The sequence below is a fragment of the Pseudomonas sp. RIT-PI-o genome (genome assembly GCF_001297215.1).
Lineage (GTDB): Bacteria > Pseudomonadota > Gammaproteobacteria > Pseudomonadales > Pseudomonadaceae > Aquipseudomonas > Aquipseudomonas moraviensis_A.
The window spans coordinates 60,591-75,528 of record NZ_LHPA01000009.1; the positions used below are offsets into that span (position 1 = coordinate 60,591).

The 14,938-nt window shown below is 61.0% G+C and carries 15 protein-coding genes; 5 read left to right on the plus strand and 10 right to left on the minus strand.

Annotated features, from left to right (window positions below):
- Positions 1 to 48: 48 nt before the first annotated feature.
- Together AEQ63_RS02300 and AEQ63_RS02305 are read right to left on the minus strand one after the other, a co-directional pair.
- Complete coding sequence (locus AEQ63_RS02300) at positions 49 to 1,437, minus strand: heavy metal sensor histidine kinase (RefSeq protein WP_064361630.1); 1,389 nt, start codon at positions 1,435 to 1,437, stop codon at positions 49 to 51.
- The gene (locus tag AEQ63_RS02305) at positions 1,427 to 2,107 is read right to left on the minus strand and encodes a heavy metal response regulator transcription factor (RefSeq protein WP_064361631.1); all 681 of its coding nucleotides are present in this window, start codon (positions 2,105 to 2,107) and stop codon (positions 1,427 to 1,429) included. The genes AEQ63_RS02300 and AEQ63_RS02305 overlap by 11 nt, the downstream gene beginning before the upstream one ends.
- Positions 2,108 to 2,243: 136 nt before the next feature.
- Between AEQ63_RS02305 and AEQ63_RS02310 the strand changes: the two genes are divergently transcribed.
- On the plus strand, positions 2,244 to 2,729 hold the full coding sequence (locus tag AEQ63_RS02310; protein ID WP_064361632.1) for a GlcG/HbpS family heme-binding protein: 486 nt from the start codon (positions 2,244 to 2,246) through the stop codon (positions 2,727 to 2,729).
- 11 nt (positions 2,730 to 2,740) lie between these two features.
- On the plus strand, positions 2,741 to 3,151 hold the full coding sequence (gene uraH / locus AEQ63_RS02315) for a hydroxyisourate hydrolase (RefSeq protein ID WP_064361633.1): 411 nt from the start codon (positions 2,741 to 2,743) through the stop codon (positions 3,149 to 3,151).
- A 124-nt stretch (positions 3,152 to 3,275) separates the two neighbouring features.
- Here uraH and AEQ63_RS02320 read toward each other — a convergent pair whose 3' ends face one another.
- Complete coding sequence (locus AEQ63_RS02320) at positions 3,276 to 3,953, minus strand: Crp/Fnr family transcriptional regulator (RefSeq protein WP_064361634.1); 678 nt, start codon at positions 3,951 to 3,953, stop codon at positions 3,276 to 3,278.
- 84 nt (positions 3,954 to 4,037) lie between these two features.
- Here AEQ63_RS02320 and AEQ63_RS02325 point away from each other — a divergent pair, with 84 nt between their 5' ends.
- Entirely contained in the window at positions 4,038 to 4,562 is a 525-nt protein-coding gene (locus AEQ63_RS02325; RefSeq protein ID WP_064361635.1) for an Mpo1 family 2-hydroxy fatty acid dioxygenase, read from the plus strand.
- 82 nt (positions 4,563 to 4,644) lie between these two features.
- Here AEQ63_RS02325 and AEQ63_RS02330 read toward each other — a convergent pair whose 3' ends face one another.
- From AEQ63_RS02330 to dibA, 6 genes are all read right to left on the minus strand, one after another.
- The gene (locus AEQ63_RS02330; protein ID WP_064361636.1) at positions 4,645 to 5,634 is read right to left on the minus strand and encodes a sulfate/molybdate ABC transporter ATP-binding protein; all 990 of its coding nucleotides are present in this window, start codon (positions 5,632 to 5,634) and stop codon (positions 4,645 to 4,647) included.
- Positions 5,635 to 5,637: 3 nt separating this feature from the next.
- Positions 5,638 to 6,510, minus strand: coding sequence for a sulfate ABC transporter permease subunit CysW (gene cysW, locus AEQ63_RS02335; protein WP_064361637.1), 873 nt, complete (start codon positions 6,508 to 6,510; stop codon positions 5,638 to 5,640).
- 12 nt (positions 6,511 to 6,522) lie between these two features.
- Positions 6,523 to 7,341: a sulfate ABC transporter permease subunit CysT gene (gene cysT / locus AEQ63_RS02340; RefSeq protein WP_007952818.1), complete on the minus strand. Its 819-nt coding sequence runs from the start codon at positions 7,339 to 7,341 to the stop codon at positions 6,523 to 6,525.
- 154 nt (positions 7,342 to 7,495) lie between these two features.
- Positions 7,496 to 8,509 carry a sulfate ABC transporter substrate-binding protein gene (locus AEQ63_RS02345; RefSeq protein WP_064361638.1) on the minus strand — a complete coding sequence of 338 codons (1,014 nt, stop codon included), beginning with the start codon at positions 8,507 to 8,509 and terminating at the stop codon, positions 7,496 to 7,498.
- Positions 8,510 to 8,653: 144 nt separating this feature from the next.
- Positions 8,654 to 8,836, minus strand: a complete 183-nt coding sequence (oscA, locus tag AEQ63_RS02350; protein WP_007917682.1) for a sulfur starvation response protein OscA — start codon at positions 8,834 to 8,836, stop codon at positions 8,654 to 8,656.
- A gap of 237 nt (positions 8,837 to 9,073) precedes the next feature.
- Positions 9,074 to 10,993: a phosphodiesterase DibA gene (gene dibA / locus AEQ63_RS02355; protein ID WP_064361639.1), complete on the minus strand. Its 1,920-nt coding sequence runs from the start codon at positions 10,991 to 10,993 to the stop codon at positions 9,074 to 9,076.
- A 147-nt stretch (positions 10,994 to 11,140) separates the two neighbouring features.
- Between dibA and desA the strand changes: the two genes are divergently transcribed.
- A complete protein-coding gene (gene desA / locus AEQ63_RS02360) occupies positions 11,141 to 12,325 on the plus strand; it encodes a delta-9 fatty acid desaturase DesA (protein WP_042610168.1) in 1,185 nt (394 codons plus the stop codon).
- 210 nt (positions 12,326 to 12,535) lie between these two features.
- Positions 12,536 to 13,525, plus strand: coding sequence for a GGDEF domain-containing protein (locus AEQ63_RS02365; protein WP_064361640.1), 990 nt, complete (start codon positions 12,536 to 12,538; stop codon positions 13,523 to 13,525).
- A gap of 133 nt (positions 13,526 to 13,658) precedes the next feature.
- On the opposite strand, the gene AEQ63_RS02370 is transcribed toward AEQ63_RS02365, so the two are convergent.
- On the minus strand, positions 13,659 to 14,870 hold the full coding sequence (locus AEQ63_RS02370; protein WP_064361641.1) for a response regulator: 1,212 nt from the start codon (positions 14,868 to 14,870) through the stop codon (positions 13,659 to 13,661).
- Between the last annotated feature and the right edge of the window lie 68 nt (positions 14,871 to 14,938).

Genomic DNA, 14,938 nt, shown 5'->3' on the forward strand with positions numbered 1-14,938 from the left:
AATGCAATTAAATGAGCTTAGCGTAGATGGTCAGCCATCGCTAACGTCTTAACACCGCCCCTCAAACCCCAACTCAACCCCCGCCCCCGCCACATCACTACTCACCCGCACCTGCCCGCCATGCAACTGCATGATCGACTGCACTATCGCCAGCCCCAACCCGCCCGAATCGCCCGGTTCGGCTCGCGAAGGGCCGACGCGATAAAAGCGGTCGAACAGTTTGCCCAGATGCTCAGGCGGGATGATCGGGCCGTGGTTGTGCACTTGCAGCCAGCACATACCCCGTTCATCCCGGCGGCGAAGGCTGATCAGGGTGCCGGGGTCGGCGTGACGCACGGCGTTGGCCAACAGGTTGCCGAGGGCGCGTTGCAGCAGTTGCTGGTCGGCGGGCAATTCGCCGTGCATGCGGTTTTGCAGTTGGAGGTCGCGGTCATCGGCCAGGGCTTCGAAGTAATCGCAGAGCTCGTCGCCGACGCTGCGCAAGTCCAGTGTTTGCAGGTTGAGCGCGCGTTCGGCCTGTTCGGCGCGGGCGAGAAACATCAGGTTCTCGGCCATGCGCTTGAGCCGTTCGAACTCTTCCATGTTCGAGGCCAGCACGTCCTGATATTCCGCCGTGCTGCGCGGATGGTTCAGGGCCTGGCCGTTGCTGGCCAGCAAGGTGTGCAACGGCGTGCGGATTTCGTGGGCGAGGTCGGCAGAGAACTGCGACAGACGCTGCACACTGTCGTCCAGCCGCGCCAGCATGGCGTTGAGCGCGTGCACCGGCTCGCGCAATTCGGTCGGCGTGCCCTCGGTCGGCAGGCGTCGATCGAGGCTGCGCAGATCGATGTTGCGCACCGCTTCGCTCAACTGATGCAACGGTTGCAGCCCCCGACGCAGCAACAACAGGCCCAGCGCAAAGGCGAGCAATGCGCCGAGGCCGACAGCCAGATACAGGCGCAGGCGATAACTGCCGAGCATCTGCTCGCGCTCGCTGAGCACTTTGCCGGCGATCACCGTCAGGGTTTCACCGTTGGGGCCTTGGGCCTGACCGGACAGCAATGCCAGTTCGGCACCGTCGCTGGCCTGCCAGGTGAGCACGTCGCGGCGTTGCGGCAGTTGTTCTCGCGCTAATGCATTGAGCGCTGGCAATTCGCGCTGACGCGGGTTGATCGCGATCACGCTGGAGCCGTCGGCGCGGCGCACCAGCAGCAGGCTGTCGAGATTGCCGAGCATGTTCTGGTACAGCCGCGGCCGTGCCTGCAAAGCGTCAAGACTGTCGCTGTCGGCGAGCAAGGCGCGCACTTGTTCCAGGCGGCCAAGCAAGGCCATGTCGTCACGAAAGGCCAGCTCCGAGGCCAGCGAGCGGTAGAGAAAAACGCCGATTGCGCTGAGTACCAGCGCGCAGACCACGGCGAAGGCCAGCGCCAGACGCCAGGCGATCGACTTACTCCACATCGTCCGGCGCTTCCAGCTGATAACCGACGCCGCGCACGGTGTGGATAAGTTTCGGCATGTACGGGTCGTCGACCTTGGCGCGCAAGCGTCGGACTGCGACTTCGACCATGTTGGTGTCGCTGTCGAAATTCAGGTTCCACACCTGCGAAGCGATCAGCGTGCGCGACAGCACTTCGCCCTGGCGGCTGGCGAGCAACTGCAGCAAGGCAAACTCTTTGTTGGTCAGGGCAATGCGTTGGCCGCCGCGACTGACCCGGCGGCGCAACACGTCGATCTCCAGATCAGCGATGTTGTACGACTCGGCTTCGCGCATCGGCCCGCGTCGCAGCAGCGTGCGCACCCGCGCGAGCAATTCGGCGAAGGCGAAGGGTTTGAGCAGGTAATCATCGGCACCCAGCTCCAGCCCACGGACGCGGTCTTCGATGGCGTCCTTGGCGGTGAGAAACAGCACCGGTGTGGCGCCGCGCTGGCGGATCAGTTGCAGCAATTGCCAGCCGTTGAGACCGGGCAGCATCACGTCGAGGATGATCAGGTCATATGCCTGCTGCTCGATAAAATAGCGGCCGTCGAGACCATTGAGCGCCACATCCACGGCAAAACCCGACTCGCCAAGGCCCTTGGCGAGGAAATTGGCGGTTTTGGCTTCATCTTCTACGACCAGCAAACGCATGGCACACCTCGATTGTTCAGGCACACAGGCTAGGCGTGTTCGGCGTCGTTGCCCATTACAAACTTGTAATCCGCCTGACGGGGTTCTGACGAAGTGCGCCGGTTAAGGTGCAGACATCCCCATTCGGAGCCTGCCCATGACCGTCAAATACCTTGTCGCCAGCCTGATCCTCGGCCTCAGCGGCGCCGCGAGCGCCACACCGGAACTGCCGCGCCACGCCGACCTCGATCTGAAAACCGCACGCTGGCTGGCCGACAAGGCGATGAGCAGCTGCACCGGCACGGTGTCGGTGCTCGACCGTGGCGGCAACCTGTTGGTGACGCTGCGTGGTGACGGCGTCGGCCCGCATAACACCGCCGCCAGTCAGCGCAAGGCCTACACCGCGCTGTCGACCAAGACCCCTACGCGGCTCTTCGCCGAGCGCGCCCGCAGCAACGCGGAAACCGCCAACCTCAACACCCTCGACGAATTGCTCTTGCTCGGCGGCGGCATTCCGCTGTTCGCCGGCAGCGAACTGGTCGGCGCCATCGGCGTGGCCGGTTCCGGCGGCGGTGAGCAAGACGAAAACTGCGCCCTCGCCGCCGCCGACAAAGCCGGCCTGACCATCACCCGTTCCCACTAAGGAGATCCACCATGACCACCCTGCGCATGACCCTCGCCGCCCTCGGCCTGAGCGCTGTTTCCAGCCTGGCGCTGGCCGCCGGCAACCCGCTGAGCGTGCACGTGCTCAACCTGGAAAACGGCCTGCCATCACCAGGCATCAACGTCACCCTGGAAAAACACGTCGGCGAAAACTGGCAGCCACTGGCCCAAGGCGCCACCAACGAGCAAGGGCGGATCGCCGAACTGTTCCCGGCCAAACAGCCATTCGAGGCCGGTGAATACCGCGTGGTGTTCAAGACCGGCGAGTACTACCAGAAGATCAAGCACGAGACGTTCTTCCCGGAAATTCCGGTGATCTTCCAGGTCAAGCAGACCGATCAGCACTACCACATCCCGCTGCTGCTGAGCCCGTACGGCTTCTCGACCTATCGCGGTTCGTAATCCAAACGTAGATCCCCTGTAGGAGTGAGCCTGCTCGCGATAGCAATCTGTCAGTTGATTCATGTGTGACTGACATACCGCTATCGCGAGCAGGCTCACTCCTACAATGGTTCGGTGTGAAATCTCAAATCGTGGCCAAGGCCCGCAATCGCGCGCTATCGAGGATTTCGATCTCGCCGTAAGCCAGACCAATAATTCCCTGCCCCTGCAAGTCCTTGAGGATCTGATTGGTAGTCTGCCGCGACAGCGACAGCATCGCTGCCAACTGCTCCTGCGGCAGTTGCAGCGTCCGGCGTGGTGCGTCGAGTTCGCCGTAGCCTTCGGCGATCATCAACAAGCGATGAGCCAAGCGCGCCGGGGCCGGCAGCAGGCTCAGTTGTTCAAGATTGATGAAGGCCAGGCGCAATTTGTGGCTCATCAGCAGCGCCAGATGCCGCCAATACTGCGGCTGGTCGTCGAGCAGTTTGAGCAGCGCCGCCTGCGGAATATTCAGCAAGGTGCATGCCCCGACGGCATAGGCATCATGGGTGCGTGGCTGACCGTCAAACAGACAGATTTCGCCGAACCAGTGCGGCGCCTCCACCAGACTCAACAACGCCTCCTTGCCCTGCTCGCTGACTGCGCCGATGCGCACCGCGCCATCGAGCACCGCGTACAGACCGCACGGCGCATCGCCGCGCTGGAACAGCCGCTGCCCCGCGGTCAGCCGCCGCTCTCGGGCCAACGCCAGCAGACTATCCTGAAAGGACAGCGGCAGATGACTGAACCACTGGCCGTTGAGCAACCGTGCACGAATTTGCATAACCACTCCTGGAGTGTCGCCTGCCCGACAGAGCGAGCGCCGATCCCGAGGGATGATGCATTCAACCCCACTGGAGGAACAACAATGAAAAGCCTCGTCGACCACCTCAGTCAATACGCCGCCTACCACCGCGACCCGCGCAACATCGTCAGCCACTTTATCGGCATACCGCTGATCGTGGTGGCGGTCGCGGTTCTGCTGTCTCGCCCGGAGTGGTCGCTGGGCGGGTTGTGGGTATCTCCCGCCGTTGTCGTGGCGCTGGCGTCGGCGTGGTTCTACCTGCGTCTGGAGTTACAGCTCGGCGTGTTGATGACGCTGCTGATGGGCCTGTCGGTGTGGGTCGGACATGCACTGGCGCAGCAAAGCACCCTGGTCTGGCTGAGCAGCGGCCTGGCGATGTTCGTGATCGGCTGGGCGATCCAGTTTGTCGGGCATCACTATGAAGGGCGCAAACCGGCGTTTGTCGATGACATCAGCGGGCTGATTGTCGGGCCATTGTTTGTCGTCGCGGAACTGGCGTTTTTGCTCGGGCTGCGGCAGGAATTGAAACAAGAGATCGAGTTGCGGGCGGGGGTGGTGCGGGTCAATCCGAATCGTGCGGCTGTTTAGACCGCTTTCGCGAGCAGGCTCGCTCCCACAGAAAAACGCATTCCAATTGTGGGAGCGAGCCTGCTCGCGAAGCTTTACGCTTTTAGAGGTTAGCGACTTTCTGCCAGACCTTCGGTTTGAAGAACAACGTTTCACCCTTGGCCAGGCCGATCAGGCTGTCGTGGTCTTTCACCACCTCGGCTTCGATCAGATCAGTCTGCCCTTCGACCTTCAGCGTCACCCGCGTCGTCGCACCCAGTGGGCGGATATCGCGCACTTCAGCGGCATGGTGATCTTCCAGCTCATGCCTGGACAACGACACTTCATGCGGGCGGAACAGCACATGGTTGTCGTCGCTCAGCAGCAAGCGGTTCGAGTCGCCAAGGAAGTGATAGACGAAATCACTGGCCGGGTTTTCGTAGACGTCGCCCGGTGAGCCGATCTGCTCGATCACGCCCTTGTTCATCACCACGATACGGTCGGCGACTTCCATTGCTTCTTCCTGGTCGTGGGTCACGAACACCGAAGTCAGGTTGATGTCTTCGTGCAGCCGCGCCAGCCAGCGCCGCAGTTCCTTGCGCACCTTGGCGTCGAGGGCGCCGAACGGTTCATCGAGCAGCAATACTTTCGGCTCGACCGCCAGGGCACGGGCCAGGGCGATACGCTGACGCTGACCACCGGACAATTGCTCAGGATAACGATCCGACAGCCAGTCCAGTTGCACCATGTTCAGCAGTTCGTGGACCTTGGCCGCGATCTGGCTTTCGCTCGGGCGTTGGTTCTTCGGTTTCATGCGCAGGCCGAACGCGACGTTGTCGAACACCGTCATGTGGCGGAACAACGCGTAATGCTGGAACACGAAACCGACGTTGCGATCCCGCACATCGTGGCCGGAAACGTCTTCGCCGTGAAAGACGATGTTGCCCTGATCCGGGGTTTCCAGACCGGCAATAATGCGCAGCAAGGTGGTTTTGCCGCAGCCCGAAGGGCCCAGCAGCGCGACCAGCTCACCGCTCTGGATGTCCAGGCTGATGTTGTCCAGCGCTTTGAACGCATTGAAATTCTTGCTGACGTTACGCACTTCGATCGACATGAATTATTCCTCCGCGGCGCTGGCGCGCAGGCGGTTGATACGGTTTTCGCTCCACTGCTTGAGCAGCAGGATGAAGAGCGCCAGGATCAGCAACAGGCTCGCCACGGCGAACGCGGCCACGTGGTTGTATTCGTTGTAGAGGATCTCGACGTGCAGCGGCAAGGTGTTGGTCACCCCGCGAATGTGCCCGGACACCACCGACACCGCACCGAACTCGCCCATGGCCCGCGCGGTACACAGCACCACGCCATAAATCAGGCCCCACTTGATGTTCGGCACGGTGACGTGCCAGAACATCTGCCAGCCATTGGCACCGAGCAGGCGCGCGGCTTCCTCCTCTTGGGTGCCTTGTTCCTGCATCAGCGGGATCAGTTCACGGGCCACGAACGGCACGGTGACGAAAATCGTCGCCAGCACAATGCCCGGCAGGGCGAAGACGATCTGGATGTCGTGATCCTGCAGCCACGGCCCGAACAGGCCCTGCGCACCGAACATCAGCACGTAGACCAGACCGGCGATCACCGGCGACACCGAGAACGGCAGGTCGATCAGCGTGACCAGCATGCTCTTGCCACGGAACGAGTATTTGCTCACGCACCACGCCGCACTGACGCCGAACACCAGGTTCAGCGGCACCGAGATCAGCACGGCGATCACCGTCAGTTTCAGCGCCGACAGCGCGTCCGGTTCAAAAATCGCGGTGAAGAACGCGCCAAGGCCATTCTTCAAACCCTGCGATACAACGATGAACAGCGGCAGCAGGAGAAACAGGAAAAAGATCAGCCAGCCAAGACCGATCAGGATTCTGCGCGAGGTCGCACTGCCACGCCGCGCAGCGTTGGCCGAGGACGCGGCCGCAATAGACGATTGGGACATGTTCGCGCCTCCTTATGGGGTTTCGATGCGCCGCTGCAGCAAGTTGATCAGCAGCAACAGGACGAAGGAAACCACCAGCATCAGCACGCCGATGGAGGTGGCGCCGGTGTAATCGTACTGGTCGAGTTTGACCATGATCAGCAGCGGCAGGATTTCGGTTTTCATCGGCATGTTGCCGGCGATGAAAATCACCGAACCGTACTCGCCGACACCACGGGCGAACGCCAGGGCGAAACCGGTCAGCCAGGCCGGCAGCAGCGCCGGCAGCAGAATGTGACGGAACACCTGCAACGGCTTGGCACCGAGGCAGGCAGCCGCTTCTTCGACTTCACGGGGAATATCGGCCAGCACCGGCTGCACCGTGCGCACCACGAACGGCAGGGTCACGAAAGTCAGGGCAAGGGTGATGCCCAGCGGCGTGTAGGCGATCTTGAAACCGAGGTCGGCGGCGAACTGGCCGACCAGACCGGTCGGCGTGTACAGCGCCGTCAGCGCGATACCGGCCACAGCGGTGGGCAGGGCGAACGGCAGATCGATCATCGCGTCGATCACCTTGCGTCCGGGGAATGTGTAGCGCACCAGCACCCAGGCCAGCAACGTACCGATGATGCCGTTGATGATCGCCGCACACAGCGCGGTACCGAAGCTCAGCTTCAACGCCGCCAGCACACGCGGTGCGGAAATGATCGTCCAGAACTGATCCCAGGTCAGCTGGGCGGCATGGACGAACATCGCCGCCAGCGGGATAAGCACAATCAGGCTGAGGTACACCAAGGTGTAACCCAGCGTCAGCCCGAAGCCGGGTATGACGGGGGAGATACGACGCGACATAAAAGTCCCTGGTTGAAAACGCATCAATGTGGGAGCGAGCCGGCTCGCGAAGAGGGAGTATCAGTCAACATCCCTGTCGCTGATAAACCGCCTTCGCGAGCAGGCTCGCTCCCACATGGTTTGTGCCTGAACTTCAGGCTCGTTTCGAGTGAGATTACTGCGCCTGATAAATCTGGTCGAACACGCCACCGTCGTTGAAGAATTTCGGCTGCGCGGATTTCCAGCCGCCGAAGTCCTTGTCGATGGTCACCAGCTCCAGTTTCGGGAACTGCTGGGCATATTTGGCCGCTACGTCCTTGTCACGTGGACGATAGAAGTTTTTCGCGGCGATTTCCTGGCCGGCCGGGCTGTACAGGTGCTTGAGATAGGCTTCGGCGATCTGCGCGTTGCCCTTCTTCTCGGCATTCTTGTCGACCACGGCCACTGGCGGTTCGGCGAGGATCGACAGCGAAGGTACGACGATGTCGAACTTGTCGGCGCCGCCATCTTCTTTCAGCGCCAGGAACGCTTCGTTTTCCCAGGCCAGCAACACGTCGCCCTGACCGTTGTTGACGAAGGTGATGGTCGAACCACGGGCGCCGGTGTCGAGGATCGGCACGTGCTTGAACAGGGTTTGTACGTATTCCTTGGCCTTGGCTTCATCCCCGCCGTTGGCTTTCAGGCCATAGGCCCACGCCGCGAGGAAGTTCCAGCGTGCACCGCCCGAGGTTTTCGGGTTCGGCGTGATCACCGAGACGTCATTCTTGACCAGATCGCCCCAGTCCTTGATGCCTTTTGGGTTGCCCTTGCGCACCAGGAACACGATGGTCGAGGTGTACGGCGTGCTCGCTTCCGGCAGACGCTTCTGCCAGTCGGCCGGCAGAGTCTTGCCGAGCTTGGCGATTTCATCGATGTCGCCGGCCAGGGCCAGGGTCACCACGTCAGCACGCAGACCGTCGATCACCGCACGACCCTGCTTGCCCGAACCACCATGGGATTGCTGGATTTTCACCGTGTCGCCGGCATGATCCTTCTGCCAGAACTTGATGAATTCGGCGTTGTATTCCTGATACAGCTCGCGCGTCGGGTCATACGACACGTTGAGCAGTTCGTAATCCTTGGCAACGGCGGAACCGGCAAACACGGCACTGGCCAGCGCGGCCAAAGCGTAACGGCGAATCGACGACATGGTGAAAGCTCCTGGAATTCTTGGTGGTGGCTTTTTCTTATGTGTTGCTGGAATCGGGTCCCGTGAAAGATCGCCGCCTTCGCCAGCTCCTGCACACAGCCCCCTGTAGGAGCTGCCGAAGGCTGCGATCTTTTGATCTCAAGCTCAGCCCGGTTGTTTACCGGGTTGCTGCAAACGGAATTTCTCTTTGCGTTCGATCTGTACGACTTGCGCGTTGTGCACAGTGATCTCCACCGCGCCGAACCGCAGATCGCGCAGGGCGCTCTGGATTTCACGCAAGATGGTGCTTTCGTCCTGACCGTCAACGCTGCGAAGGGATGCGCTCATGGTGCTGCTCCTTTGAAGGGATTTTGCCTGGCAGTGGGCGGCACTGCGTTCGGCGTGGGAGCAATATAAGAGAGGCACGGATATTCTTAAAAAGACTATTTAAGAATGTTTATATAACCAGAAATGTTTGTCTGCCCGCACAAGGGGTTGCAGCCTGTAAAAGCAAAAGATCACAGCCTGCATCAACTCCTGCACCGATCCCCGTAGGAGCTGCCGAAGGCTGCGATCTTTTGATCTTTAACTAATCAGTGAAGCACGCTCCCAATCAATTTCCGCCGCAGAAATTGGTCGCCCAAACCAATACCCCTGCCCCAGATCACACGCCTGCTCAAGCAAAAACGCCGCCTGCTCAACCTCCTCGATCCCCTCGGCATGCACCTGCATTCCCATGCTCCGCGCCAGCGCGATGATCACCCGGACAATCGCCACGTCATCCTCGTCCCAGGGCAACCCGGCAACGAAACCCTGATCGATCTTGAGTTTCTGCACCGGCAGGCGCTTGAGCCGCAGCAGCGAGGAATAGCCGGTGCCGAAATCATCAATGGCCAGGCGCACACCCAGCTCACGCAACCGATGCATTTGCTCCAGCGCCACTTCTGGATCGTCCATTACCGCGCTTTCGGTGACTTCCAGTTCCAGATGGGCCGGATCCAGCCCGGTGTCGTGCAGCACCTGCGCCACCTGCTGGTAAAGCTCACGCCGGGCAAACAGCCGCGACGAGACATTCACCGCGACGAACGACAGCACCACGCCGCTTTGCTGCCATTGGCACATCTGTCGACAAGCCTGCTGCATCACCCAGGCATCGATGTCGGCGATCAGACCGGTGCGCTCGGCAATCGGAATGAATTCTGCCGGCGACACCAGGCCGCGCTGCGGATGCTGCCAGCGCACCAGTGCCTCGACGCCGATCAGACGGCTGCTTTGCAGGTCGTGCACCGGCTGGTAATAGACACACAATTCCTGCTGCTCCAATGCGCGGCGCAGTTCGAAGGCGATTTCGACCCGTTGCTGGGCGTGCGCGGTCAGTTCTTCGGTGTACAGCGCGTAGCCGTTGCGCCCGCTGCTTTTGGCTTTGAACAGCGCGCTGTCGGCGTTGCGCAGCAACTGCTCGGCGCCCAAGGCATCGCTGGGAAACAGGCTGATGCCGATGCTGGCGTTGATAAACAGTTGATTGCCGTCAATCAGCATCGGCTCCTTCAACGCGTCCAGAATCCGTTGTGCCAATGCCGCCGCCTGCGCGGGCTGTGGACAACTTTCCGCGAGCACGGCGAATTCATCACCGCCCAGCCGTGCCAGGGTGATGCCGGGGCCGGGCAGCTCCTGCAAACGCGTCGCCACCATTTTGAGCAACCGATCACCGACGTTATGCCCGAGGCTGTCGTTGATCATCTTGAAATGATCCAGATCGAGCATCAGCAGCGCGCAGCCACGCTTGTGCGTCTGCGCCGAAGACAACGCCTGTTCGGCGCGGTCGCTGAACAGCAGGCGATTGGGCAGATCGGTCAACGGATCGTGATGCGCCAGGTGTTTGAGCTCGGACTCGGAATCCTTGATCGCACTGATGTCGGAGAACACCGCCACGTAATGGCTGAGCCGGCCGGAATCATCGTGAATCACCCGGATCGTCTGCCACTGTGGATAAATCTCGCCGGTCTTGCGCCGGTTCCAGATCTCGCCGCTCCATTCACCTTCAGCCTCGAGTGTGGCGAACATCGCCTGATAGAAGCCCGGCGGATGATGGCCGGACTTGAACAGACTGGGCTGCTGGCCGATGACCTCGTCGCGCCGATAACCGGTGATCTCGATGAAAGCGCGGTTGACGTGGACGATCGAGCCTCGATGGTCGGTGACCAGTACACCTTCGCGGGTGCAGTCGAACACGGCGGCCGCCTGACGCAGGCGCTCGCGGTCGGTATGCCGCTCACGCAAGCGCGCGCCGATGCCGAGAAACCGACACAGACGCGCCCGCGCGAGAAAAATCACCCCGGCGCTGACCGCTGCCAGCAGATAACCGTTGATCAGTTGCCAATGGGCCCGCTCACCGGAGTCATCGAAGAATTTGCTTAATAAATGATCAGAAACCTGCAGCCACACGGCGGCCAGTACCAGGTAGAGCAGCGCTGCACGCAAGGCATCGCGGTAAGTCGCAGACATTCGGTCGTCCATGTCCCTACAAAAAGGTTGGAATTATAGGTCAAGAAACATTCAGCGACTTCTTATCTGAAAGGGCGACTGGTTTTATCTGCGTGCTTAGTGATAATGCAACGGCTGTTTTTATCTTTATCGAGGGCCCTATAGCCTATGTGGTACGAAGGTTTTCTTGGCTTGTCGGCCTGGTCACTGGTCGCGGTCACCCTGCTGATGACCCATGTGACGATTGTTGCCGTCACGGTCTATCTGCACCGTTACTCGGCCCATCGCTCGCTCGAGCTGAATGCGGGTCTGAAGCACTTTTTCCGTTTCTGGCTGTGGCTGACCACGGCGCAGAACACCCGCGAGTGGACCGCCATCCACCGCAAACACCACGCCAAATGCGAAACCGAAGATGACCCGCACAGCCCGGTGATCAAGGGCCTGTCCACAGTGCTGCGCACCGGTGCCGAGCTGTACCGCAGCGAAGCACAGAACCCGGAGACCCTGCGCATCTACGGGAAGAACTGCCCGGAAGACTGGATCGAACGCAACCTGTACAGCCGCTATCCATTACTGGGCGTGGCGATCATGGGCGTGATCGACCTGCTGCTGTTCGGCACCATCGGCATCACCATCTGGGCAATCCAGATGATGTGGATTCCGGTGTGGGCCGCTGGTGTCATCAACGGCCTGGGCCACGCCGTCGGCTATCGCAATTTCGAATGCCGTGATGCGGCGACCAATCTGGTGCCCTGGGGCATCCTGATCGGCGGTGAAGAACTGCACAACAACCATCACACATATCCCAACTCGGCCAAGCTGTCGGTGAAGAAATGGGAATTCGACCTCGGCTGGGCGTGGATCAAGGTCTTCTGCTTCCTGCGTCTGGCCAAGGTGCAGCGGGTCGCACCGATCGCCCACCGCGTTGAAGGCAAGGGCAGCCTCGACATGGACACTGCCATGGCGATCCTCAACAACCGCTTCCAGATCATGGCCCAGTACCGCAAATTGGTGATCGGCCCGCTGGTCAAGCAGGAGCTGGCCAAGGTCGATCATTCGGTACGCCACCAGTTCCACCGGGCCAAACGCCTGCTGTCTCGGGAAACCAGCCTGCTGGAAGACCGTCATCACCTGCGCATCCAGACCATGCTGGAACACAGCCAGGCGCTGAAAGTCATTTACGAAAAACGCCTGGCCCTGCAGCAGATCTGGGTCAAGACCAGTTCCAATGGCCACGACATGCTCGCTGCCATCAAGGAATGGATTCACGAGGCCGAGGCCAGTGGCATCCAGTCGTTGCGTGATTTTGCCGATCAGCTGAAAACCTACTCGCTGCGTCCTGCGGCGGTTTGATCCGGCACTGGCTGCGATCTTCTGATTCTTGAGATCAAGAGATCGCAGCCTCGTTGCACTCGTCAGCTCCTACAGCTCGCCGCTTGGCGGGACTCGGTAATGGCCGGGAACTTCGCCGAAAATCCTCTATCTCAAAGACACTTCGCCATCCCGGCGGGTTGTCCTGTGGCCGTTGTCGACATTGCGGCGTGCCCTTTGAGATCTGTGCCGATGGGCAACAACAACCAGAAAGACACATCCTTCACCCAATGGCCCGAGGCCGCGCAAACGTTGATGGCGCTGATGCACGCGCAAGGCGAAGTCGCGCGCCTGAGCGAACGCGAACAGTTGATCAGTTCCCTGCTGGTCAGCGTCAACGCCGTGCTCTGGGCTTTCAACTGGGAAACACGTCAGGTGCTGTATGTCAGCCCGGCGTACGAACGGATTTTCGGCCGCTCCGCAGCACTCTTGCTGGCTGACTACAACCAATGGCGTGACAGCATTTATCCCGATGATCTCGAGTACGCCGAACAGAGCCTCGCCGAAGTCCTGCACCGAGGTGCGGTGGAGGATCGCGAGTACCGCATCATCGCCGCCGACGGCCAGGTGCGCTGGATCAGCGACAAATGCTTCATCAATCGGCAGGACGAGCCCGGTCAACCGGTGATCATCGTCGGCATCGCCGAAGACATCACTGACAAGAAAAACATGGAAACCGAGCTGCAACGCTTGGCCACCACCGATGTGCTGACGCAGAGCAGCAACCGCCGCCACTTCTTCGAATGTGCCCACCGCGAGTTCGCCGAGGCCCGCCGCCACGGCACACCGCTGGCCTTCCTGCTGCTGGACATCGACGATTTCAAAGTGATTAACGACAGCTACGGCCACCCCGAAGGCGACAACGTGCTGCAACGGATCGCCGAGTGCGGGCGTGGATCATTGCGTCGCGGCGACCTGTTCGGGCGGATTGGCGGTGAGGAGTTCGCTGCGGTGTTCCCCGGCTGTGCGCCGGAGATGGCCGTGCAAGTGGCAGAGCGACTGCAGCAGGAAATCCAGCGGCTGCGCTTCAACCACGACGGTCAGCCGTTCAGCATCACCGTGAGCCAGGGCCTGACCAATCTCACCGACGAAGACAAGAGCCTCGACAACCTGTTCGCCCGCGCGGATGCCGCGATGTACGAGGCGAAGCGGCAGGGCAAGAACCGGATTATTGCGGCCTGACCCGGTCTCATATTCAACACATCCCCCTGTAGGAGTGAGCCTGCTCGCGATCGCGGAGTGTCAGACGAAACTTTAATAACTGACACTCCGCTATCGCGAGCAGGCTCACTCCTACAGGGTTTATGTAAGCTGTTTATTTGCGCATCCGCATCAACTCCGGCAAGCCGATCTTGAGCAACCGCGCCGTCCTGCTCTTCGCCAGTTCCTCGACGCCTTCATGCTCGGTCAGCCGCGCCATCTGCGCCGCCATGTTCATCACCAGCGCCTCGCGACTGTAAACGCCACCACCGAGCTGGTAGACCGAAGCAATCAACTCGCGCAACTCCAGCGGCAGCCGCCAGCGAGTTCTCAATGCCGAGCCGTAGGAAGCGGCAAACTTCGCCAACGCTTCACCGACCTCTTCCAGCTCGTCCAGCTCGCCGCCGGCCTGTCGCCATTCCTGCAAGCAGCGCAGCAGCGCCAGATCGCCGAGTCGATGCAGCATGCCCGCGCAATAGCAGCGTTCCTGATCCAGATCGAGCAAGCGCGCCAGCGTGCGGGCATATTCCGCCGTGTGCAGTGACAGCCCCCAGTAGCGCTCGGCGTAATCTGCCAGGCACACATTGCTGAGCCGGGCGCTGCGTTTGAGCGCCAGCCCGAGTATCAGGTTCATGCTTTGCCCGGTGCCGAGTCGATGCAGCGCCTGCGCCAGGGTCTGCACTGGCGCGCCATGGTGCTGCGCAGCACTGTTGGCGGCCGCGATCAGCACCGCGGTGATCTGCGGATCGGTACGAACCTCTTCCTCCAGCAGTTTCAGGTCCAGCCCTTCTTGATTGAGGCTGCGCTTGACCGCCACTTGCACGTCGGTCATCAGCGGCGCGCCATCGGCCTGCTCGCGACGCCGTTCCAGAAACACTGGCAGGGTCATGCCCGGCGCCAGTGCCGGCACTTCGCAGACCACGGCTTCGCCGGCGTTGAGCAGCAAACCCTGCAAGCGCTCGGTCAGGCCTTCCATGTTCAACGGTTTGGTCAGGTACGCGGTCGGCGCCAGCGGAATCGCTTCGCGCACGCTGGCGCTGTCGTTGCGGCTGCTCATCAGAATGAACGGCAGTGGCGGATTGCGTTTGCGCTGACGAACGCTGCGCAGCACATGCAGTCCATCGATTCCGGGCAGCTCCCAATCGACGATGGCCAGGTCATACGGCACCTCGCCAAGCAACGACAGCGCTTGCTGGCCGTCGGCGCACAGATCCAGGCGCGCATCGCAGCGCACGTTGAGCAGTACTTGTTTAAGCAGGTCGCGAGACCAGGGATCGGCCTCGGCAATCAACACCCGGGGTACGGCGGGTAAATCAACGGCAGTCATGCGCGCTCTCCTTGCAATGCCTGAACCTTAGCCAATGCCGGACATTCGTTACAGCGCAAACGCGGCCG

Bases quoted from the DNA above. Each gene is read 5' to 3' on its own strand.
- AEQ63_RS02305 (WP_064361631.1), bottom strand. From the start codon at position 2,107: ATGCGTTTGCTGGTCGTAGAAGATGAAGCCAAAACCGCCAATTTCCTC.
- AEQ63_RS02330 (WP_064361636.1), bottom strand. From the start codon at position 5,634: ATGTCGATCGAAGTGCGTAACGTCAGCAAGAATTTCAATGCGTTCAAA.
- cysT (WP_007952818.1), bottom strand. From the start codon at position 7,341: ATGTCGCGTCGTATCTCCCCCGTCATACCCGGCTTCGGGCTGACGCTG.
- dibA (WP_064361639.1), bottom strand. From the start codon at position 10,993: ATGTCTGCGACTTACCGCGATGCCTTGCGTGCAGCGCTGCTCTACCTG.
- AEQ63_RS02345 (WP_064361638.1), bottom strand. From the start codon at position 8,509: ATGTCGTCGATTCGCCGTTACGCTTTGGCCGCGCTGGCCAGTGCCGTG.
- uraH (WP_064361633.1), top strand. From the start codon at position 2,741: ATGACCACCCTGCGCATGACCCTCGCCGCCCTCGGCCTGAGCGCTGTT.
- cysW (WP_064361637.1), bottom strand. From the start codon at position 6,510: ATGTCCCAATCGTCTATTGCGGCCGCGTCCTCGGCCAACGCTGCGCGG.
- AEQ63_RS02320 (WP_064361634.1), bottom strand. From the start codon at position 3,953: ATGCAAATTCGTGCACGGTTGCTCAACGGCCAGTGGTTCAGTCATCTG.
- AEQ63_RS02300 (WP_064361630.1), bottom strand. From the start codon at position 1,437: ATGTGGAGTAAGTCGATCGCCTGGCGTCTGGCGCTGGCCTTCGCCGTG.
- AEQ63_RS02365 (WP_064361640.1), top strand. From the start codon at position 12,536: ATGGGCAACAACAACCAGAAAGACACATCCTTCACCCAATGGCCCGAG.
- oscA (WP_007917682.1), bottom strand. From the start codon at position 8,836: ATGAGCGCATCCCTTCGCAGCGTTGACGGTCAGGACGAAAGCACCATC.
- desA (WP_042610168.1), top strand. From the start codon at position 11,141: ATGTGGTACGAAGGTTTTCTTGGCTTGTCGGCCTGGTCACTGGTCGCG.
- AEQ63_RS02325 (WP_064361635.1), top strand. From the start codon at position 4,038: ATGAAAAGCCTCGTCGACCACCTCAGTCAATACGCCGCCTACCACCGC.
- AEQ63_RS02310 (WP_064361632.1), top strand. From the start codon at position 2,244: ATGACCGTCAAATACCTTGTCGCCAGCCTGATCCTCGGCCTCAGCGGC.
- AEQ63_RS02370 (WP_064361641.1), bottom strand. From the start codon at position 14,870: ATGACTGCCGTTGATTTACCCGCCGTACCCCGGGTGTTGATTGCCGAG.